General features: G+C 61.8%; 16 protein-coding genes. 9 read left to right on the top strand and 7 right to left on the bottom strand.

Translation table 11 applies throughout. The features are described from left to right. Positions 1 to 65: 65 nt before the first annotated feature. A complete protein-coding gene (locus HX873_RS11620) occupies positions 66 to 2702 on the bottom strand; it encodes a glucosidase (RefSeq protein WP_177122697.1) in 2637 nt (878 codons plus the stop codon). A 195-nt stretch (positions 2703 to 2897) separates the two neighbouring features. Between HX873_RS11620 and HX873_RS11615 the strand changes: the two genes are divergently transcribed. After that, positions 2898 to 4265 carry a VOC family protein gene (locus HX873_RS11615; protein ID WP_177122696.1) on the top strand — a complete coding sequence of 456 codons (1368 nt, stop codon included), beginning with the start codon at positions 2898 to 2900 and terminating at the stop codon, positions 4263 to 4265. A gap of 125 nt (positions 4266 to 4390) precedes the next feature. Here the strand turns inward: HX873_RS11615 and HX873_RS11610 are convergent, their stop codons facing one another. After that, positions 4391 to 4630: a DUF465 domain-containing protein gene (locus HX873_RS11610; RefSeq protein ID WP_003215657.1), complete on the bottom strand. Its 240-nt coding sequence runs from the start codon at positions 4628 to 4630 to the stop codon at positions 4391 to 4393. Positions 4631 to 4819: 189 nt separating this feature from the next. Between HX873_RS11610 and tkt the strand changes: the two genes are divergently transcribed. Next, positions 4820 to 6880 (top strand): transketolase, encoded by a 2061-nt coding sequence (tkt, locus tag HX873_RS11605; protein ID WP_177122695.1) that lies wholly within the window; start codon positions 4820 to 4822, stop codon positions 6878 to 6880. 61 nt (positions 6881 to 6941) lie between these two features. Here tkt and HX873_RS11600 read toward each other — a convergent pair whose 3' ends face one another. The 5 genes from HX873_RS11600 to HX873_RS11580 form a co-directional block, all read right to left on the bottom strand. Continuing rightward, on the bottom strand, positions 6942 to 7703 hold the full coding sequence (locus HX873_RS11600) for an SDR family oxidoreductase (protein WP_177122694.1): 762 nt from the start codon (positions 7701 to 7703) through the stop codon (positions 6942 to 6944). 43 nt (positions 7704 to 7746) lie between these two features. After that, positions 7747 to 8574: a DMT family transporter gene (locus HX873_RS11595; RefSeq protein WP_177122693.1), complete on the bottom strand. Its 828-nt coding sequence runs from the start codon at positions 8572 to 8574 to the stop codon at positions 7747 to 7749. A gap of 75 nt (positions 8575 to 8649) precedes the next feature. Further along, positions 8650 to 9555, bottom strand: coding sequence for a transcriptional regulator GcvA (gcvA, locus tag HX873_RS11590; protein WP_087693730.1), 906 nt, complete (start codon positions 9553 to 9555; stop codon positions 8650 to 8652). A gap of 70 nt (positions 9556 to 9625) precedes the next feature. After that, a complete protein-coding gene (locus HX873_RS11585) occupies positions 9626 to 11683 on the bottom strand; it encodes a methyl-accepting chemotaxis protein (protein ID WP_008434682.1) in 2058 nt (685 codons plus the stop codon). A 581-nt stretch (positions 11684 to 12264) separates the two neighbouring features. Then, a complete protein-coding gene (locus HX873_RS11580) occupies positions 12265 to 12672 on the bottom strand; it encodes a VOC family protein (RefSeq protein ID WP_003215625.1) in 408 nt (135 codons plus the stop codon). 215 nt (positions 12673 to 12887) lie between these two features. Here HX873_RS11580 and HX873_RS11575 point away from each other — a divergent pair, with 215 nt between their 5' ends. The 7 genes from HX873_RS11575 (at position 12888) to msrA (ending at position 19628) form a co-directional block, all read left to right on the top strand. After that, positions 12888 to 13853, top strand: coding sequence for an amino acid ABC transporter permease (locus HX873_RS11575; protein WP_008434702.1), 966 nt, complete (start codon positions 12888 to 12890; stop codon positions 13851 to 13853). Positions 13854 to 13868: 15 nt separating this feature from the next. Beyond that, positions 13869 to 14633, top strand: a complete 765-nt coding sequence (locus tag HX873_RS11570; protein ID WP_023658742.1) for an amino acid ABC transporter ATP-binding protein — start codon at positions 13869 to 13871, stop codon at positions 14631 to 14633. Between the two features lie 74 nt (positions 14634 to 14707). Next, positions 14708 to 15547 carry a transporter substrate-binding domain-containing protein gene (locus HX873_RS11565; RefSeq protein WP_003215621.1) on the top strand — a complete coding sequence of 280 codons (840 nt, stop codon included), beginning with the start codon at positions 14708 to 14710 and terminating at the stop codon, positions 15545 to 15547. 82 nt (positions 15548 to 15629) lie between these two features. Beyond that, complete coding sequence (locus HX873_RS11560; RefSeq protein WP_177122692.1) at positions 15630 to 16937, top strand: FAD-binding oxidoreductase; 1308 nt, start codon at positions 15630 to 15632, stop codon at positions 16935 to 16937. Positions 16938 to 16964: 27 nt separating this feature from the next. Further along, entirely contained in the window at positions 16965 to 17435 is a 471-nt protein-coding gene (locus HX873_RS11555) for an Lrp/AsnC family transcriptional regulator (protein ID WP_003215617.1), read from the top strand. Between the two features lie 202 nt (positions 17436 to 17637). After that, positions 17638 to 19125, top strand: coding sequence for an MFS transporter (locus HX873_RS11550; RefSeq protein WP_177122691.1), 1488 nt, complete (start codon positions 17638 to 17640; stop codon positions 19123 to 19125). Continuing rightward, entirely contained in the window at positions 19122 to 19628 is a 507-nt protein-coding gene (msrA, locus tag HX873_RS11545) for a peptide-methionine (S)-S-oxide reductase MsrA (protein WP_087693735.1), read from the top strand. Before HX873_RS11550 ends, msrA begins: the two co-directional genes overlap by 4 nt. Positions 19629 to 19646: the final 18 nt, after the last annotated feature.

Below are 19646 nucleotides of genomic sequence, written 5' to 3'. Positions count from 1 at the left end.
GGATTTGTTGGCTGACCCACCGCTTTCGCGAGCAAGCCCGCTCCCACATTTTGATTGTGCTGTTTTCAGGTTTTTGGCTGCAACAACAGCGCCACCAGCGCACTCCACCCTGTCTGATGCGAAGCCCCCAACCCCCGCCCGGTCTCGCCATGAAAATACTCATGGAACAACACCAGGTCGCGGCTCGCCGGGTCCGCCTCCAACTGTGCATACCCCACCATCGACGGCCTTGAACCGTTCTCATCCCTCAGAAACAGGCTCGTCAACCGCTGGCTCAGCCCCTGCGCAACCTCCTCCAACGACGCCAGATACCCACTCCCCGCCGGATACTCCACCGAGAAATTATCCGCGTAGTAGCGGTGAAACTCCCGCAACGATTCGATCAGCATGTAGTTGACCGGCATCCACAACGGCCCGCGCCAATTGGAGTTACCGCCGTACAGCCGCGAATCCGACTCCGCCGGCTCATAGCGGGCACACAGGGTATTGCCATTCATCTTCAGCGCCAGCGGTTCCTCGGCGAACGCTTTCGACAGCGACCGCACCCCAAAGGTGGAGAGAAACTCCGACTCATCCAGCATCCGCCGCAGCAAATCCTTGGTCCGCTCCCCCCGCAACAGCGCCAGCAGCAGGCGATTACCCTGCCCCGGCTCGTTCCAGCGCGACACCAGCTTGGCCAGGTCCGGCCGGTGTTTCATAAAACCCAGCAATCGCTCGCGCAACCCCTCCAACCCTTCGTGCTCGCGCTGCTCCAGCACCAGCACCGCAAACAGCGGCATCAGGCCGACGATGGAGCGCAGGCGCACCGGTTCGCTTTCACCGCCAGGCCGATGCAGCACGTCATAGAAAAACTGGTCCTGCTCATCCCACAAGCCTTCATCGCCATTGTCGACGCGGTTGATCGCCCCGGCGATGTACAGGAAGTGCTCGAAGAATTTCACCGCAATATCCACATACACCACGTTACGCTTGGCCAGCTCCAGGCCGATGCGCATCAGGTCCAGGGCATAGGCGGCCACCCAGGCAGTGCCGTCCGCCTGGTCCAACTGATAACCCGGCGGCAAATCAGCCGAGCGATCAAACAGCGCAATGTTGTCCAGCCCGAGAAACCCACCCTGGAACAGGTTGCGGCCCTCGGCGTCCTTGCGGTTGACCCACCAGGAAAAATTCAGCAGCAGCTTGTGGAAGATCCGCTCCAGGAAATCCATGTCGCCCACGCCATTCAGCGCCTTGTCCTGCTGATACACCCGCCAACTGGCCCAGGCATGCACCGGCGGGTTGGCGTCGTCAAAACGCCACTCGTAGGCCGGCAACTGACCGTTGGGGTGCATGAAGCGGTCTTTCACCAACAGCAACAGTTGCTGCTTGGCATAACCGGGGTCGATCAGGGCAACGGCCACCGCCTGGAACCCCTGGTCCCAGGAGGCATACCACGGATATTCCCAGGTGTCGGGCATCGAGAGAATGTCGAAATTCGACAAGTGCCGCCAATGGGTATTACGGATATGCAAACGCTCGGGCGGCGGCGCGGGCTGGGCCGGGTCGCCGTCGAGCCATTGATTCACGTCGAAGTAATACAGCTGCTTGGACCACAACAACCCCGCCAGAGCCTGGCGCTGCACGTTGCGTGCGTCTTCATCGGCGATGCCCTGCTGCAGCGCCGCGTAGAAATCATCAGTCTCCTGACGGCGTTCTTCGAACAGCTTGCGCGCATTGATCCACGGCGCCTCCGCCGGGGCGAAGCGCAGGTACAGGGTTTTGCTTTCCTGGCCCGCCAGTTCCAGGATGAAACGCGCGGCCACTTTCGTGCCCGAATCCCGGCGAATCGCCGATTCCAGGCCCGTAGTCACATAGTCGTTGATCCCGTCCTTGAACGGCCCCGGCGCCGGTTGCCCGTCCAGCCTGGGGTAGTTGGTTTCGTTCTCGCAGAACAGCCATTCCACCCCGTCCTGGCCCCAGGCACTCAGGTGGCGATCGAACAGCTCATGGTGCCGCGCCACCACCTGTTCGCCCTCCAGGCGCAACTCGGGCCTGGGCGCATCGTGGGTCCAACTCCAGTCGTTGCGCGCCCACAGGTGCGGCAACACCTGCAGGCGTGTGGATTGGTCCGAACGGTTGTGCACGGTAATGCGCATGAACACATCATCGGGCTGGTGCTTGGCGTATTCGACGGTGACATCGCAATAGCGGTTGTCTTCGAAAACCCCGGTATCGAGGATCTCGTATTCGGCATCTCCAAGGCCACGGCGGGCGTTCTCGGTGATCAGGTCATCGTAGGGAAAGGCCGCGTGAGGGTATTTGTAGAGCATGCGCATGTAGGCATGGCTCGGCACGCCATCGACGAAAAAGTACAGTTCCTTGACGTCTTCGCCGTGGTTGCCCTCGGCGTTGTTCAGGCCGAACAGACGCTCCTTGATGATCGCGTCGTGCTCGTTCCACAGCGCCAGGCCCAGGCACCAGCGCTGGGCCTTGTCGCTGAAGCCCGCCAGGCCATCCTCGCCCCAGCGGTAGGCGCGGCTGCGGGCATGTTCGTGGGGGAAGTAGCGCCAGGCATCGCCGTCGGCGCTGTAGTCTTCGCGCACCGTGCCCCATTGCCGCTCGCTCAGGTAGGGGCCCCAGTCACGCCAGCGCTCGCCGTCAGGCTTGGCCAGGCGCTGGCCTTCAATCGTTTCCAGAATGTTCGTCGCAGGCTGTGCCGTCATCGAGTCTTCCGTCGCGTTCAGAGGTGACGGCCAGTGTAGAGCCCTTCGACGGTGAGATGCACGTGAAGCTGACGTGATCCAGCTCATTCATTTGCAGAATGAAGTCCAGAGGAATCTTCGTTTGCAAGGCGTCGGCAGGCCCAACAAAATCAGGCAACCGTGCCTTTCCTCTCTATAGCCGCCAGGAATTTTTCTATGCCCGCCGCCCGCCCAGTCAGCCCTGACGACATTCGCAAAGGCTTCTCCAAGGCCATGTCCGACATGTACCGCGATGAAGTGCCGCTGTACGGAGCGTTGATGGAACTGGTGGCCGAGACCAATGCCCACGTGCTCGACACCGACGCAGGGCTGGCTCATCAACTGCAACGCACCGGGGAAATCCAGCGCCTGGACAGGGAGCGCCACGGCGCCATCCGCCTGGGCACCGCTGAAGAACTGGCGACCATCAGCCGCCTGTTTGCGGTGATGGGCATGCAGCCGGTGGGCTATTACGACCTCACGCCGGCCGGGGTACCGGTGCACTCCACCGCCTTTCGCGCCGTGCATGAAAGCGCCCTGCAAACCAGCCCGTTCCGAGTGTTCACTTCACTGCTGCGCCTGGAACTGATCGAAAACCCGGAACTGCGAGCCTTCGCCCAGTCAGCCCTGGCCAAGCGTTCGATCTTCACCCCACGCGCCCTTGAGCTGATCCAACAAGCCGAAGCCGACGGCGGCCTCGATGCCGCCCATGCCGAAGAGTTTATCCAGCAAGCCCTGGAAACCTTCCGCTGGCACCACACCGCCACCGTCACTGCCGCGCAATACCAGCAACTGAGCGACCAGCACCGGCTGATCGCCGACGTGGTCGCCTTCAAGGGCCCGCACATCAACCACCTGACACCGCGCACCCTGGACATTGACCAGGTGCAGGCCGCAATGCCCGGCAAAGGCATCACCCCCAAGGCGGTGATCGAAGGCCCGCCCCGCCGCCAGTGCCCGATACTGCTGCGCCAGACCAGCTTCAAGGCCCTCGACGAGGCAATCGCCTTTACCGATGCCAAGGGCAGCCACAGCGCGCGCTTTGGTGAAATCGAACAACGCGGCGTGGCGCTGACCCCCAAGGGCCGCGCGCTGTACGACCAATTGCTGAATGCCGCACGGGATGAATTGGGCGCGTTTCCGAATGAGGCCAATGCCGGGCGCTACACCGAATTGATGGAGCAACACTTCCAGGCGTTCCCCGACAATCACCGCGAGATGCGCGAACAGGAGCTGGCGTACTTCCGCTATTTCGTAACCGAGAAAGGCTTGGCCGCCCAGGACAAGTTTAAAACCCTGGACGAACTGATCGCCGCCGGCCACGTGGACGTGGAGCCGTTGGTGTACGAAGATTTTCTGCCGGTGAGTGCGGCGGGGATTTTCCAGTCGAACCTGGGGGATGCGGCGCAGAGTCACTACGCGGCCAACTCCAACCAGGCCGAGTTTGAAAAGGCCCTGGGTCGCCAGACTATCGACGAGTTGAAGTTGTACGGTGAAACCCAGCAGCGCTCGATTGACGAATGCAAGCGCGCGCTGCTGGCTTGAAAGAGAGAGTTCGCCCGGCCACAGCGCATTCCATGCGCCGTCTAAGAGCCCCAGTGCCGGGCGAACGGTTGGCATGATAGGCAGCGGCGGTGCTGCTGTCTTTCGGGCAATTCTGAACAAATCTTCTACTTGGCCGTCGCTTTCTCCAGTTGCTCGACGATCTTGTCTTTGATCAACAGGCGTTTCTTCTTCAGCTTCTCCAGCTCCTCGTCACCGCCGCTTGAGGACTCAAGCTCCAGCACCTCCTTGTCGGCGCTGTCGTATTGGTGGAGCAGCGAATCCAATCGGTTATCGCTCGCCCTGCGTTCATGAATAGCTTCCTTGCTCAAACCCAGGTCCTGATACAGGTCGTGTTTCACTGGCATGGAGTACCTCCGCAAGTTGATCATTGACTGAATGCCCCTTGAAGCTAGCCCATCCGGCGGGCTCTTGTCATGTTTGAGATCAACCTGTCGCGTTTGCGTCCCCGTTCGTCGCGGGGCAGACGATTTCATAAAACCTTTGGCGCACGCTGCCCTCCACTGTAGATCGTCACCCGATGGAGAACAGGTTCCATGAATCACGCTGCCAACGCTGTCGACACCCAGTGCATCAACACCATTCGTACCCTCGCCATGGACGCTGTGCAAAAGGCCAACTCCGGCCACCCCGGCACGCCCATGGGCCTGGCGCCCGTCGGTTACACCTTGTGGAGCCGCTTCCTGCGTTATCACCCCGAGCACCCCGACTGGCCCAACCGTGACCGTTTCGTATTGTCGGTGGGCCATGCCTCGATGCTGTTGTATTCGCTGTTGCACCTGGCCGGTGTGGTGGAGATTGACGCCCACGGCAAGCGCTCCGGCCAGCCGGCCATCAGCCTGGACGACATCAAGCAGTTCCGGCAGATGAGCTCCAAAACTCCCGGCCACCCCGAATACCGCATGACCACCGGCGTGGAAACCACCACCGGCCCACTCGGCCAGGGGTGCGCCAACAGCGTCGGCATGGCCATGGCCGAGCGTTGGCTGGCCAAGCGTTTCAACCGTGACGACCAGGTGCTGTTCGACTACAACGTCTACACCCTGTGCGGCGACGGCGACATGATGGAAGGCATCAGCAGCGAAGCCGCGTCCATCGCCGGGCACTTGAAGCTGGAGAACCTGTGCTGGATCTACGACAACAACACCATCAGCATCGAAGGCCACACTGAACTGGCCTTCAGCGAAGACGTGATCAAGCGTTTCCAGGCTTATGGCTGGCACACCTTGCACGTCACCGATGCGAACAACCTGCTGGCCCTGAGCGACGCGCTGAGCACGTTCCAGAAAAACACTGGGGCACCGACGCTGATCGTGGTCGACAGCGTGATCGGCTATGGCTCGCCCCACAAGCACAACACCGCGTCGGCCCATGGCGAGCCTTTGGGCGAAGAAGAAATCCGCCTGACCAAAGCCGCGTACGGCTGGCCCGAAGACTCAAGCTTCCTGGTGCCGGATGAAGCGCGCACGGTCCTGCGGGATGCACTGCTCAAGCGCAGCAAGCCGCTGTATGAGCAATGGACTGAGACCCTGTCCCACCTCGAACAGTACGAACCGGAACTGGCCGATGAACTGCGCCGCATGCGTGCCGGCGAGATGCCCGAGCATTGGCAGGAGCAACTGCCGAGCTTCGACGCGGATGCCAAGGGCGTCGCCAGCCGTGCCGCCGGGGGCGAGGTGTTGAATGCGTTTGCCAAGCAGATCCCGTGGCTGCTGGGGGGCTCGGCCGACTTGTCGCCGTCCACCAAGACCAACCTGACGTTCGACGACGCCGGGCGCTTCAGCGCCGAGAACTACGGCGGGCGCAACCTGCACTTCGGCATTCGTGAACATGCCATGGGCGCGATTGCCAACGGCATGGCGCTGTCATACCTGCGGCCCTACACCTCGACCTTCCTGGTGTTCAGCGACTACATGAAACCGCCGATTCGTCTCGCGGCGATCATGGAACTGCCGGTGGTGTTCGTGTTTACCCATGACTCGATTGGTGTCGGCGAAGACGGCCCCACTCACCAGCCCATCGAACACCTGACCCAACTGCGGGCGACGCCGGGCTTGCTGACCCTGCGCCCGGGCGACGCGAATGAAACCCTGGAAGCCTGGAAGATCGCCCTGGCCCAGACCCATCGGCCAACCTGCGTGGTGCTGTCGCGGCAGAACCTGCCGACCCTGGACCGCACGAAATACGCAGCGGCGTCGGGCACTTCCCGTGGCGCGTATGTGCTGGCCGGCGCCGAGAAGCCTCAGGTGATCCTGATGGCCACCGGCAGTGAAGTCAGCCTGGCGGTAGACGCCTATGAGCAACTGAAGGCCGAGGGCGTGGCGGCGCAAGTGGTGTCGATGCCGAGCTGGGAACTGTTCGAAGAACAGGACCAGGCCTACCGCGACAGCGTGCTGCCACCCGCAGTGAAGGCACGACTGGTGGTGGAACAGGCCGGCCCGTTGGGTTGGGATCGCTACGTGGGGCAAACCGGGGCCAAAGTGGTGATGAACAGCTTTGGCGCCTCGGCACCGCTGTCCAAGTTGCAGGCCAAGTTCGGCTTTACCCTGGACAATGTGGTGAAGCTGGCGAAGGAGCAAGTCAGGCTCAACAGCTGAGCCAGTGCATGCATGCCGGGCGTGGCCTACCGAGGGAAAACTCGGTGCCACGCCCTGCTGCTCATTTCCCGCCGGTGACATCCAGGAACGTACCGGTGATGAAGGACGCCTCGGCGCCTGCCAGCCACAGGATCGCCCGAGCCACTTCTTCAGGCTGGCCGCCGCGGCCCATGGGAATCGAATCCTTTACGCGATCAACCCGCCCTGGCTCCCCGCCACTGGCGTGAATGTCGGTGTAGATATGCCCGGGGCGGATGCAGTTGACGCGTATTCCCTCCCTGGCCACTTCCTTGGCAAACCCGATGGTGAAGGTCTCGAGAGCACCCTTTGATGCGGCGTAGTCGACATATTCGTTGGGGCTGCCCAGCCGGGCGGATGCCGACGAGATATTGATCACGGCACCACCCCGCCCCTGGTGACGAAACGACATGCGCTTCACCGCTTGCTGGGCACACAGCATCGGCCCGATCGCGTTGACCGCGAAAATCCGCTGCATCCGCTCGAACGGCAAGTCTTCGACCCGGGACTGCAACGCGTTGATCCCGGCGTTGTTAACCAGCACATCGATGCGCCCGAACGTCCGATCTATAGCCGCAAATAACTGGACGACCTGCTCCGGGTGTGCGCTGTCCGCGCGTACGGCCAACGCCCGGCGCCCTGCCGCTTCTACATCCGCCACCACCGCGAGGGCGGCAGACTCATCGGAAACGAAGCTGATCGCCACGTCATAACCTTGTGCGGCGGCCAGCCGCGCGGTGGCGGCGCCAACGCCACGACTTCCACCTGTTATCAGAATCAGCGGTGCCTGCGGGACGGTATCCATTGCGCGAACCTTCATGTGGTGGTGGAAAATGCTTTGCCTGCTGTCAGCCGATCAGGATGGTGCCCGTGGCAATCACCACGCACGCCAGCACCTTGCGGACCGTCAGTGTCTCGCCCAGGAAGAAATAGCCGATCAGTGCCGCAAACAGCACGCTGGTCTCGCGCAAGGCCGAGACCGCGCCCATGGGCGCACCGGCCATGGCATAGATAATGATTCCGTAGGCCAGGAGCGACACCAGCCCACCGGCGAAGGCCGTGAAAAACCCGGGCCGCAGGCTGAACAGACTTTTCGGGCCCCGCAGGCCGATATACACCGCCGGCATCAACACGCCCCACAAGGCGCACATCCACACCGTATAGGCCATCGGCGTACCCGACAGGCGCGCGCCGATGCCGTCTGTCACGCTGTAGGCGGCAATGAAACAGCCGGTGCCCAGGGCGTATGGCAGGCTGGGAACGGCGAGCCGGCGCCCCCTGAACGCCAGGGAAATGATGCCGCCCGACACCAGGGCAATGCCCAGAAGCGAGCTGGCCGAGACACTCTCCCCGGCAAACACCGCGGCACCCAGGGTGATCAGCACCGGCGAGGAGCCGCGTGAAATCGGATAGGTCTGCCCCAGGTCTCCGACTTTGTAGCTGCGCACCAGGAACAGGTTGTAGCCCACGTGCAGCACCGCTGACAGCACCACATAAAACCAGCTGGCTGGCGCCGGAGGGTCCAGGAACACCGCAACGCCGCCACTGGCGATAGCGACCGCCAGGCACATCACCGTCATCGACCAGAGTCGGTCGGCGCCGCCACGCAGCAGCGCATTCCAACTGGCGTGCAGTAAGGCAGCGAAGAGGACCAGGAGAATAATGGGATAAGGCATGGGCCCATCCTAAGCAAACCGGCGCCTTAACTGAAGCGAAGTCTGCTCATTGAAGAATGAGCAAATCCTCATGCTTTATTCGTAAGCCAGTCCGGCGTTTACGGCTTCCTGCATCAGCCAATCACGAAAGCTGACGATATGCGGCTGGGACTCGATGCCTTTGGGGCAGACAAAGTAATAAGCGACCGGTGACGGGAACGGCACATCGAACAGCCTCACCAGGCTGCCATCGCTCAGCTCTGACTCCACATGCCCACTGCGCGCCAATGCAATGCCCTGGCCGAGCAAGGCCGCCTCGATCGTCATGTTGGTGTCCGCAAACCTGACACTTTCCTTGAGCGGCGCAATCGCCAGCCCGACGTGCTGGAACCAGACTTCCCACTTCGGCACCAGGTCGGCGCCGTCGCGCATCAGCAAGGGATAGCGCAGCAATTCGGCGGGTGTGTGTGGCCGGCCAAAGCGTTTCAACAGATCGGGACTGGCCACCGGAAAAATCTGCTCGCGGAACAGGAACTCCGAGTACAGCGCCGGGTAATTCCCGTTGCCCAGGCGGATCGCAACATCAGCCTCCGCGCTTGAAAAGTTGATGATCTTGTCGCTGGAGTCGAGGGTGACCAATATTTCAGGGTGCCGTTGGGCCAGGCTTGGCAGTCGGGGCAGCAGCCATTTCAGCGCGAAGGAATAGGTGGTACTGACCTTGAGCCGGACCCTGCCCTTTTGCTCGCGCAGGTCCGCGAGTGTCGCCTCAAGGTTCATGAAAAACTCGCGCACGATCGGCGCAAGGGCTGCTCCGGCAGGCGTCAGGCTGAGTGACTTGCCCCGCTGGAACAACTGCAATCCCCAGAGTTCTTCAAGGTGCTTGAGCTGATGGCTGACGGCACTCTGGGTGACATGCAACTCTTCTGAAGCCGAAGTGAAGGTTGCGTGGCGTGTGGCAACCTCAAAGGCGCGCAATGTCGAGGTGGGTGGCAGGTCTCTCATGGCATTGCTTCACCGTTTATGAATAGATGCTCATGATAGAACATCTATCCATTGCGCTGTAGGCCGCCCCTCAACCCAGCTGGAACCGCGCCGTGTTGTCGCTCAACGCCCGGCTGCCCTTGCTCAACATATCCGCCGCCTGGTTCACCGCCCGCGCGCCGTCGAGCAAGCGCCCGGCGGCCTGGTCAACCTGCTGGATATTGCCGCTCACTTCATCCGCCGTCGCTGCCTGTTCCTCAACCGCCGTGGCGATCTGCGCCAGGGTGTCAGTGACGCTCTGCACCGCGCTGGCGATCTCCCCCAGGCGATGGCCCAGGCCCGTGACGGACTCGGCATCGGTCACCGCCTGCTCACAGGCCACGCCCATCAGGGTGACCGCCTGGCTCACCGTCGCGCGCAAACTGTCGACCGTGCCGGCGATCTGCGCCGTGGAGGCCTGGGTCCGTTGCGAGAGGCTGCGCACCTCATCGGCCACCACCGCAAAACCCCGCCCCTGTTCACCGGCCCGCGCAGCCTCGATGGCAGCGTTCAGCGCCAGCAGGTTGGTCTGCTCGGCGATACCCCGAATGGTGTCAACCACCGACTGGATCTGCTGGCCCTGCTGGCTGACGCGCTCCAATGCATCGGAGGTGTCGGTCAAGCGCTGGTTGAGTTGCTGGATACTCGCGGTGGTGCGCTGGCTGTCGCGGCTGCTGTCCTCGGCAATCTGCCGGGTTTTCTGCGCGCTGCCGGAGGCCTGCTCGCAGCTCTTGGCGACGCCCATGGAGGTGGCGGCCAACTGTGTGGCGGCCGCTGCAATCTGGCTGATCTGTTGTTGCTGGTCTTCCACTTCGGTCAGCGTGCTGCCCGATTGCGAATTGAGTGTCAGCACCGCAGAGCCCAACTGCTGCGTCTCGTGATTGACCCCCAGCAGGCTGGTGCGCAACTGTACCACCGCCACGTTGAGCGCCGTGCTGATGGCCGCCAGTTCATCGCGCCCTTCCACCGCCACTTCAACGCACAGATTACCGTCACGCAGGGATTCGGCCAGGGTGGTGATGCCGCTGGCACTGCGGCGAATCGATGCCTGCAAGCACACGAACAGGTACAGGGCTGCCAGGGCCAGCACGCTGAACGTGACCGCCACCGGGATGAATTGCTTGAGCGAGCTGTCGCGGTAGTAACCCAGGCGCGCGTCCAGCGAGGTCAGCGACTGTTTACGTAACGCGCCGAGGGCGCCAAGCATGCCATCCACACTGCGTTCGAAGCCGGTGGTATCGAGCTTGATGGTGCCGCCGAACACGCCTTCGTCCAGGGTCTTCAGTTCGTTGTCCAGCAGTTGCAAGCTGTCGTCGTATTGCGCGATCCAGGTTTGTAGCCCCGGGTATTGCTTGGCCTTGAGGGATGCGGCGGCCTTGACCAACTGGTCCCTTGCATCGCCGATGCGACCGCGCAAATCACGCATCTGCAAACGGCTTTGCAGGGTGAACTGCCCCGATGCGATGGATGACTGCCCGACGCTCGCCATACGCCCGATACGCTCGATCAGGTCGGGGGTTTGCTGGGTGGAAATCTGCATCAGCAAATAGGTTTCAAGCCACGGATCGAGGATCAACCCGGTGTCCATAGTGATCTGTTCGCGCAGGGTTTGCATCGCGCTCAGCGCAGACGTGAAGCGGTCATAACCATCCGGCCACCAGCCCACGGTGCGCAGGGATTGGGAATCCATGCCCGTGACCGAGGCTTGCAATGCCTCAAAACGTGCAAGGGTATCCGGGCGGGCGTTCTGGGCTTTGAGGGCCTCGCCCAGGGCCTGCACGCTTTGCAGGATCAGCGGGAAATTGGTATCGACCGCAGTCATGGCCGCCTTGGCCGCGGGTGTCTGGTCGTGGAGGATGTCGGCGGCTTTCCAGCGCGCCGCCAGGTTGCGCTGGGCGGTCAGTTGGGCGTCCAGGGCATCCAGCGCCAACAGTTCGCGCACCCCGGATTGCTCATTGGAAATCACCGTCAGCTTGGTGCGGTACTCCTGCGCGATCATCCACAGGCTGCCTGCCAGGGGCAGCATGAACAGGAAAAACAGGATCTGGAACTTGCGCGCGAATCCAAAACGTCCGAGCAGGCGGATACCTGGCGACAACACACTTTGCATGTCCGACTACTCCTAGAACCACTCGCCTCAACAGCGAATCAAGCTTTGAAATGATTGACGGCAAAATGCCATGTCATTGATTAAGCTGGCTCTAGCAAGAAACGGACCGCTGTTGTCGGGCCCGCTGGATAGGCGGGACGTCGTGCAAAACACGCTGTACCGTGCGCGAAAATGGGGCGAAAGCACTCAGCGCAGGTGGCAGAACGGTAACCGTCTGACCAATACCGCAAGCGTGAGGGCAGCCGACAACCTGTGGCGAGGGAGCTTGCTCCCTCGCCACAGGGTGAGTGCTTGCTGAATCAGGAGTGCCAATGGACGGCGCGCCCGGAATTTCGGCGGAGAGCGGGATTTACTTTCTGGGTTTGCCGAACCTGGTGAACCTTTTGCTGTGGGGAAATTGATGCAGCTCGGACTCACATGGCAGACGTTGGCGACGGGTCCTCACAAAACGTGTTGAGAGGGTGCTTCGGGTCGACGCTCTTCGGAATGTACGTTCCAGAAAGGCATCGGAAACAAACTGCTGCGTAGCGTCCTGGCCTATACGAAATCCCAGCCTCAGCTTTTGCTCGTTCAACTCACCCTCACCGAGGGTAATTTGCTTGTGGATCATGGCAGCACACGCACAGCTTGTTGCCATCAGTATCTCGAAAATACGCGCCGTAATAATCGGGGTGGTAGTGAGGCCTTAATCCAGGCTCTCCTTCACATATCCCGCCGAGCGCCAACGCCGCTGTATAACTTCTTCTAACCGCTTCCCGACTGGGCGCAAGTAGCCCCACCATCTGCCCATTCCCGGGTGCACTCGGGTTGCCATCAAATGGCGCCCCAATGACGAAGATCGGACGAGGTGCGGTTTCAGCCACCCAACCGGCCCACGGTTTATCCGCATCGCAAAATTTCAACCTGAGGCCCAACTCAGCCATCACCTTCGAATAGAAAGCAAAAGCCCGATCAAAATCACCTGTACCTAAAAACACATGGGAAATCATGGTGGCTACCCTGGGGCAATGAATGCCCATGAGTCTGGCGCGAAATGATTGCTGGCGAAAGCTTGATGACTCCGCCCGGCATATGTACGGCTCCCATCCCCTCATACGCCAATGAAAACCGCAAATCCCAACAATCCGCAGGGTGCCGCCCGGCATTTCGTCAACCCATAATGGGCTTACAACAATAAAGGGGCTCACCCCGGGGCGCGTAAGCCATGTACAGAGACCATATCGTCAAGACCCGCATGACGGACAGCGCGGTATTCATGGGCGCGGTGGCCGTGGTGATTTTCATCATCACGCTCGCCTGCGGCGTCGGTGAAGGCCGCCTCTCCCACTTGATGGGCCCCATCGTTCTCGACCTGAAGGCACCACTGGCACGAGATATTGCAGTGGGCGGCACGTTCACTCTGACGGTGGTGCTGAACCTGTTCATCCTTGGCCGCTTTCCCTTGCGCGCGCAGATCATCACGGTCTGGTGCGAGTTGCTGGTGCTGTTCCTGTTGTTCTTCGACACCTTCAACCTTTCCTACAGTTTCATCGCGACCAAAATCGGCTTCATGATCACCCAGGGGGTGTTCACCACCGTTTACGTGTCGGCGATTTCGATTGCGATTGCGTTCGTCCTGGCGCTGCTGGGCGCCACCGCGCGCTTGTCTTCCAACGGCTTCGCGATTGCGATTGCGAGCTTCTACACCTCGTTTTTCCGCGGCGTTCCGCTGCTGATCCAGATCTATCTGATTTACCTGGGCATTCCCCAGCTCGGCTATGTCGTCGGAGCGGTTCCAGCCGGGATCCTGGCGCTCTCGCTGTGTTATGGCGCCTACATGACGGAGATCTTCCGCGCCGGTATCAGCAGCATCTCGCGGGGCCAGTGGGAAGCCTCGCGGGCGATTGGCCTGAACCCGTTCCAGACGATGACCCGGGTGATTCTCCCGCAGTCCATGCGCTTGATCATTCCGCCAACGGGCAACCAGTTCATCTCGATGCTCAAGGACAGTTCGCTGGTGTCGGTGATCGGCGTCTGGGAGCTGATGTTCCTGGCACGAACCCAGGGACGCGCCGAGTTCCGGCACCTGGAAATGCTGATCACCGCCGCCGTGCTGTATTGGCTGCTGTCGATCGTGCTGGAAACCGTCCAGGCCCGCCTGGAAAAGCACTTCAACCGCGCCCATCGCTGAACCAGGAGCATGACGATGAATCAGCCCTCAATAGTCCCTGCTCCATACCCTGCAATATCGATCCAGGACATGCATAAATGGTATGGCGATTTTTATGTGCTCAAGGGCATCGACCTGCACATTGCCAGCGGTGAAATCGTGGTGGTCTGCGGGCCGTCGGGCTCCGGCAAGTCCACGTTGATTCGCTGCCTGAACCTGCTGGAAGACTTCCAGAAAGGCCACGTGTTCATCGAGGGCACCGAGTTGACCCGTGATGCCGCCTGCGTGGCGGGCATAAGGCGCCAGGTCGGCATGGTGTTCCAGCAGTTCAACCTGTTCCCGCATATGACGGTGCTGGAGAACCTCATGGTGGGACCGCGTCTGGTGAGCAAGCTCAGCGAGCCCCAGGCCCGCGAACTGGCCTATGAATACCTGGATCGGGTGCGCATCGGGAACCAGGCCGACAAATACCCCAGCCAGCTCTCGGGCGGCCAGCAGCAGCGCGTCGCCATTGCCCGGGCCTTGTGCATGCGCCCGCGCATCATGCTGTTCGACGAGCCCACGTCGGCCCTTGACCCCGAGATGGTCAAGGAAGTGCTGGACGTGATGGGCGAACTGGCCCAGGACGGCATCACCATGGTCTGCGTCACCCACGAGATGGGATTCGCCCGGCGGGTGGCCGACCGAATCATCTTCATGGATCAGGGCTGCATCATCGAGCAAGCCAAACCCACCGAGTTTTTTGACAACCCGCAGCACGAGCGTGCCCGGGAATTCCTGTCGCAGATTCTCAGCCACTGAGCAGCACCGTCGAACCTTGCGAAGTCACCGATAAAAACAACAGGCACCGCACTCAAGATACTGGAGGCTTACCCATGATCTCGTTCACTCGCTTCTTCACCGCAGCCGCTGTCGCCACCGCCCTCACCAGCCTCACAGGCGCGGCCTGGGCGGGCTCGACCCTCGACCGCATCCATGAAACCAAGGTGATCAAGGTGGCCACGTCGGCCAACTGGCCACCGCAATCGTTCCTGGGCCCGGACAATAAGCTGCAAGGCTTCGATATCGACGTCGCCAGCGAAATCGGCAAACGCCTGGGCAGCAAAGTCGACTTCGTGACGCCCGAATACGGGATCATCACCGCCGGGCGCTGGTCGAGCCGCTGGGACCTGTCGGTCGGCTCCATGACCCCGACCACCGAGCGCACCCGGGTGCTCGACTTCCCCGCGATCTACTACTACACCCCGTATGTATTCGCGGTGCACAAGGACGCGGCCGAGACCAAAGTGGCGGACCTGAACGGCAAGATCATCGGCGTCGAAGCCGGTACGACTTCGGAGGACTATATCAACCGCCGCCTCAAGATCGACGCCGCCGATGTGCCGCCGTTCACTTACGAAGTCACCCCCGGCGAGGTTCGCACGTACGGCGACAGCATGGGCCCGCTGGATGACCTGCGCATGGGAGACGGGGTGCGGCTGAACGCAACCCTGTCCGCCCTGCCCACCATCGTCGCCGCCGTCAAGAATGGCTACCCCATCGTCAGGGTGGAAGGCAAACCCGCCTACTACGAACCCCTGGCCATCGCCGTGGACAAGGGCGATGAAGCGTTCAACAGCGCGCTGACCAAGATCGTCGCCGACATGAAAGCCGATGGCACGCTCAAGCAATTGTCAGAGAAATGGTACGGCGCCGACCTCACCCAGGTGCAGTAAAAACCCCCACAGGCCGTACAGGCGCCCCGTCCCCGACGCGGCGCGCTGTATGCCTGCGCCGCGAAAAAGGACGACCGACTTCATGTACACCTATAACAACAATTACTACACCGCCACGATGCGCGACACGACTGAACGCCAGGCGCTGTGTGGCAACGCCCGGGCCGATGTGTGCGTGATTGGCGCCGGGCTGGCGGGGCTGAGCACGGCGTGGGAGCTGGTCTCCCGCGGGCAATCGGTGGTGCTGCTGGATGCCGGTCGCGTGGCCTGGGGAGCGTCGGGACGCAACGGTGGCTTCGTGCTCCAGGGCTGGTCCGAAGGGTTGGCCGCCATCGAGCGACGCTGCGGCAAACCGACGGCCGCCGCGCTGTTCAAACTGTCGCTTGAAGGCGTCGAGATTGTTCGGGGCATGATCGCCCATCATCAGTTGCCCGGCTGCACGCCAACCCCGGGAAAACTGAGTGTGGTGCGCTACGAAGATGGCGACAACCTGCAGCGCGTGCGGGACAAAATGGCCGCGGATTTCGACTTTCACCTCGACTACCTGGATCGCCAGGCGGTGCGCGATAAGCTCAAGACCGAGCGGTATTTCCAGGCGCTGCGCGACAACCATGGCTTTCACTTCCACCCCTTGAACTATTGCCTCGGCCTGGCCCGACTGATCGAGCAAAGTGGTGGCAAAATCCATGAACGCTCGCCCATGACCGCCGTCGAAAGCCGCAACGGGCGACACCGGGTCATCACCGATCAGGGCACTGTCGATTGTGCCCACGTGGTGTACTGCTGCGGCGGCTATGGGGGGCCTGAGTTCGGCAAATTACGCCGCGCCTTCCTGCCCATCGCGACCTATGCAGTGCTGACCGAGCACCTGGGCGATCGCCTGGCCGAGGCGGTCTGTACCTCCGATGCCGTGGGCGATAACCGCCGGGCCTCGGACTATTACCGCATCGTCGAGGGCGACCGCCTGCTCTGGGGCGGCCGCATTACCACGCGCAACCTGCAGGATGAGAAACGCCTGGGGCAATTGCTGACGCAGGATATCCTCGACGTTTATCCGCAATTGCGCGGCATCAGGATCGACAAGGCCTGGTCCGGGTTGATGGGTTATGCGCGGCACAAGATGCCGCACATTGGCCCGCTGGGGCAGGGATTGTGGGCGTGTACATCATTTGGTGGCCATGGTATGAACACCGCGCCGATCGGCGCACGCGTCATCGCCGAGGCGATCTGCGGCGAAACCGATCGCTACCGCCTGTTCGATGCCTACGGCCTGGAATGGAATGGCGGCCCCCTGGGCCCGGCGGCCGCACAAACGGTTTACGCCGGCCTGAAAATGATGGATATGTTTCAGGAAAAGCGCTCGCAACACAGGGCGACTCATAAAAACTGAACCCCAGCGAGGGTCAAGGACGTGTCCATGGATACGCAGAATCCCGGTCCACTGTTTAACCTCACCGACAAGGACAGGCAATTGCTTGGCCTGCTGCAAGCCAACGCACGCGAACCCACCGCGTCATTGGCCCGCAAGCTCGGGGTCTCGCGCTCTGCGGTGCAGGAGCGGATTACCCGCCTGGAAAAGGCCGGCGTCATCACCGGCTACAGCGTGCGCATCGACCAGGACCGGCTTCAGCAGACGGTGACCTGCTTTACCATGACCTCCTGCACCAACAAGAGCTACACCGATGTGATGACCTCGCTGCGCAGGATGGAAGCGGTGCAGGCCGTTTACGCGGTCTCGGGGGAGTCCGATTTCATCATTCACCTGGCCACCGCCACCCTGAGTGAACTCAATGCCGAGCTCATCAGGATCAACATGATCAAAGGGGTGGCGCACACCGCTTCGCATATCGTGATGGAAACCAAGTTCAGCCGGAAACTGATGGTGTGAAGTACTGCCGGCCGTGGGAAACCGCGCGTCTCACGCTCTCCCCTCGGCTGCCATAGGAACTCAGCCACCTGACAAGTCATTCCTTGCAAAATAATTCGCCTCAACGCAATATTAAAAGCAATTGCTTGGTTAATTACCTCAAGCCTGGCGCTTATGCCCTTCGCCGGCTTCCATACCGCGAACGCATTACAAGGAATCGTTGATGCAAACCCAAGACAGCAGTTGGGGCGAGTTGCTTAGCGGCAAGAACGCCACGCGCTCCATTGCCCTTTCAGGCGGCATCGCGCTGTATGCCACCAACACCTACATCGCCACCACCATCCTGCCGTCGGTGGTGGCCGAAATCGGCGGCCTGGCGCTTTATGCGTGGAGCACCACACTGTACGTGGTGGCCTCGATCCTCGGTTCCGCCCTCACCTCCAAGCTGTTGCAACGCACCGGTCCACGGCTGGCGTATGCGCTGGCCACACTGGTGTTCATGGTAGGCGTGCTGATCTGTGCCATGGCGCCGAACATGCCGGTGATGCTCGCGGGGCGCTCCATCCAGGGGCTGGGCGGCGGGGTCTTGCTGGCCCTGTGTTACTCGATGATCCAACTGGTGTTCGAAGAGCGCCTGTGGCCGCGCGCAATGGCACTGGTGTCGGGGATGTGGGGCGTGGCGACGCTCGTCGGGCCGGCGGTGGGTGGCGTGTTTGCCGAGATGGACGCGTGGCGCCTGGCCTTCGGCTCGATGGTGCCGGTGAGCCTGGCGTACATGGTACTCACCAGCCGCGCCCTGCCCCCGCGCGACACCACGGCGACCGCCACCGCTCGTTTGCCGGTGCCGCAACTGGTGCTGCTGGCGGGCGCGGTGCTGGCGGTGTGTGCCGGCAGCGTCTCGGCGCTGCCGAGCTGGAACCTGTTGGGTATCGCCACCTGCGTCGTGCTGGTGGTGCTGTTGATCCGCAAGGAGTCCAGCGCTACCGTGCGTCTTTTGCCCCGGGATGCATTGAAGTTCAGCACCCCGCTCTGCGCGCTTTATGCGACCACCTGCCTGTTGGTGATCGGCATGAGCAGCGAGATCTTCATGCCGTACTTTCTGCAGCACTTACATGGCCAGTCGCCGCTGATCGCCGGTTACATGGCCGCGCTGATGGCGGCCGGCTGGACGGTCTCGGAAATCATCAGCTCCGGCTGGACCGGCCGCGGTCCACATCGCGCCATCATCGCGGGGCCATTGTTTATCGTGGCGGGCTTGATGATGCTGGCGATCACTACGCCCATCGCCAGCCAGGGCGAATGGACATTGCTGGCCCCTATCTGCCTGGGGCTGTTCCTGGTGGGGTTCGGCATCGGCCTGGGTTGGCCGCACCTGCTGACGCGCATCCTGCAAGTGGCTTCGGAACAGGACAAGGACACGGCCGCTTCGTCGATCACCACCCTGCAACTGTTCGCCATGGCCATGGGCGCGGCGCTGGCGGGGGTGATCTCGAACATGGCGGGCATCAATGAAGTGGCGGGCAATGGCGGCATCGCCCATGCCGCGCGCTGGCTGTTCGCGCTGTTTACCCTGGCACCCGTGTTGGCGCTGTTGATGGCGCTGCGGGCAACGCGGACAAAGCCGATCGAAGGCGCGCCCCTCGACCTTGGAATCGTCCAACCTGCCCCCATAACTAGCGAGGTATCCAACAAGGGGAAGCACAGACCATGACCAACCCGACCGAAACCGCCCTGCTCGCCGGCGGCTGCTTCTGGGGCATGCAAGACCTGCTGCGCCGCTACCCCGGCGTGCTGCACACGCGGGTCGGCTACACCGGCGGCGATGTGCCGAATGCCACGTATCGCAACCACGGCAACCATGCCGAAGCCATCGAGATCGTCTTCGACCCGACGGTGATCACTTACCGGCAGATCCTCGAGTTCTTTTTCCAGATCCACGACCCCAGCACGCCCAACCGCCAGGGCAACGACCTGGGCCCCAGCTACCGTTCGGCGATTTATTACCTGAGCGAACAGCAACGCGACATCGCTGAAGACACCGCAGCGGATGTGGATGCCTCGGGGTTGTGGCCAGGCCGTGTCGTGACGGAAATCGAACCGGCGGGGCCGTTCTGGGAAGCGGAGCCGGAGCATCAGGATTACCTGGAGCGGATTCCGAATGGCTACACCTGCCACTTCATCCGACCCAACTGGAAACTGCCGAAACGCGCCTGAAAATGTGGGAGCGGGCTT

Origin of the sequence: Pseudomonas sp. P7758 (genome assembly GCF_013386485.1) — a bacterium.
In the GTDB taxonomy this organism is placed as follows: domain Bacteria; phylum Pseudomonadota; class Gammaproteobacteria; order Pseudomonadales; family Pseudomonadaceae; genus Aquipseudomonas.
The sequence above is the reverse complement of the archived record's forward strand: the minus strand, read 5'-3'. Positions and strand labels throughout refer to the sequence as shown.

Coding starts and splice junctions, on each gene's coding strand:
- HX873_RS11575 (WP_008434702.1), top strand. CDS start 12,888: ATGTACAGAGACCATATCGTCAAGACCCGCATGACGGACAGCGCGGTA.
- HX873_RS11620 (WP_177122697.1), bottom strand. CDS start 2,702: ATGACGGCACAGCCTGCGACGAACATTCTGGAAACGATTGAAGGCCAG.
- HX873_RS11555 (WP_003215617.1), top strand. CDS start 16,965: ATGGATACGCAGAATCCCGGTCCACTGTTTAACCTCACCGACAAGGAC.
- gcvA (WP_087693730.1), bottom strand. CDS start 9,555: ATGAGAGACCTGCCACCCACCTCGACATTGCGCGCCTTTGAGGTTGCC.
- HX873_RS11585 (WP_008434682.1), bottom strand. CDS start 11,683: ATGCAAAGTGTGTTGTCGCCAGGTATCCGCCTGCTCGGACGTTTTGGA.
- HX873_RS11600 (WP_177122694.1), bottom strand. CDS start 7,703: ATGGATACCGTCCCGCAGGCACCGCTGATTCTGATAACAGGTGGAAGT.
- HX873_RS11610 (WP_003215657.1), bottom strand. CDS start 4,630: ATGCCAGTGAAACACGACCTGTATCAGGACCTGGGTTTGAGCAAGGAA.
- HX873_RS11560 (WP_177122692.1), top strand. CDS start 15,630: ATGTACACCTATAACAACAATTACTACACCGCCACGATGCGCGACACG.
- HX873_RS11595 (WP_177122693.1), bottom strand. CDS start 8,574: ATGCCTTATCCCATTATTCTCCTGGTCCTCTTCGCTGCCTTACTGCAC.
- tkt (WP_177122695.1), top strand. CDS start 4,820: ATGAATCACGCTGCCAACGCTGTCGACACCCAGTGCATCAACACCATT.
- HX873_RS11570 (WP_023658742.1), top strand. CDS start 13,869: ATGAATCAGCCCTCAATAGTCCCTGCTCCATACCCTGCAATATCGATC.
- HX873_RS11580 (WP_003215625.1), bottom strand. CDS start 12,672: ATGATTTCCCATGTGTTTTTAGGTACAGGTGATTTTGATCGGGCTTTT.
- HX873_RS11615 (WP_177122696.1), top strand. CDS start 2,898: ATGCCCGCCGCCCGCCCAGTCAGCCCTGACGACATTCGCAAAGGCTTC.
- HX873_RS11565 (WP_003215621.1), top strand. CDS start 14,708: ATGATCTCGTTCACTCGCTTCTTCACCGCAGCCGCTGTCGCCACCGCC.
- HX873_RS11550 (WP_177122691.1), top strand. CDS start 17,638: ATGCAAACCCAAGACAGCAGTTGGGGCGAGTTGCTTAGCGGCAAGAAC.
- msrA (WP_087693735.1), top strand. CDS start 19,122: ATGACCAACCCGACCGAAACCGCCCTGCTCGCCGGCGGCTGCTTCTGG.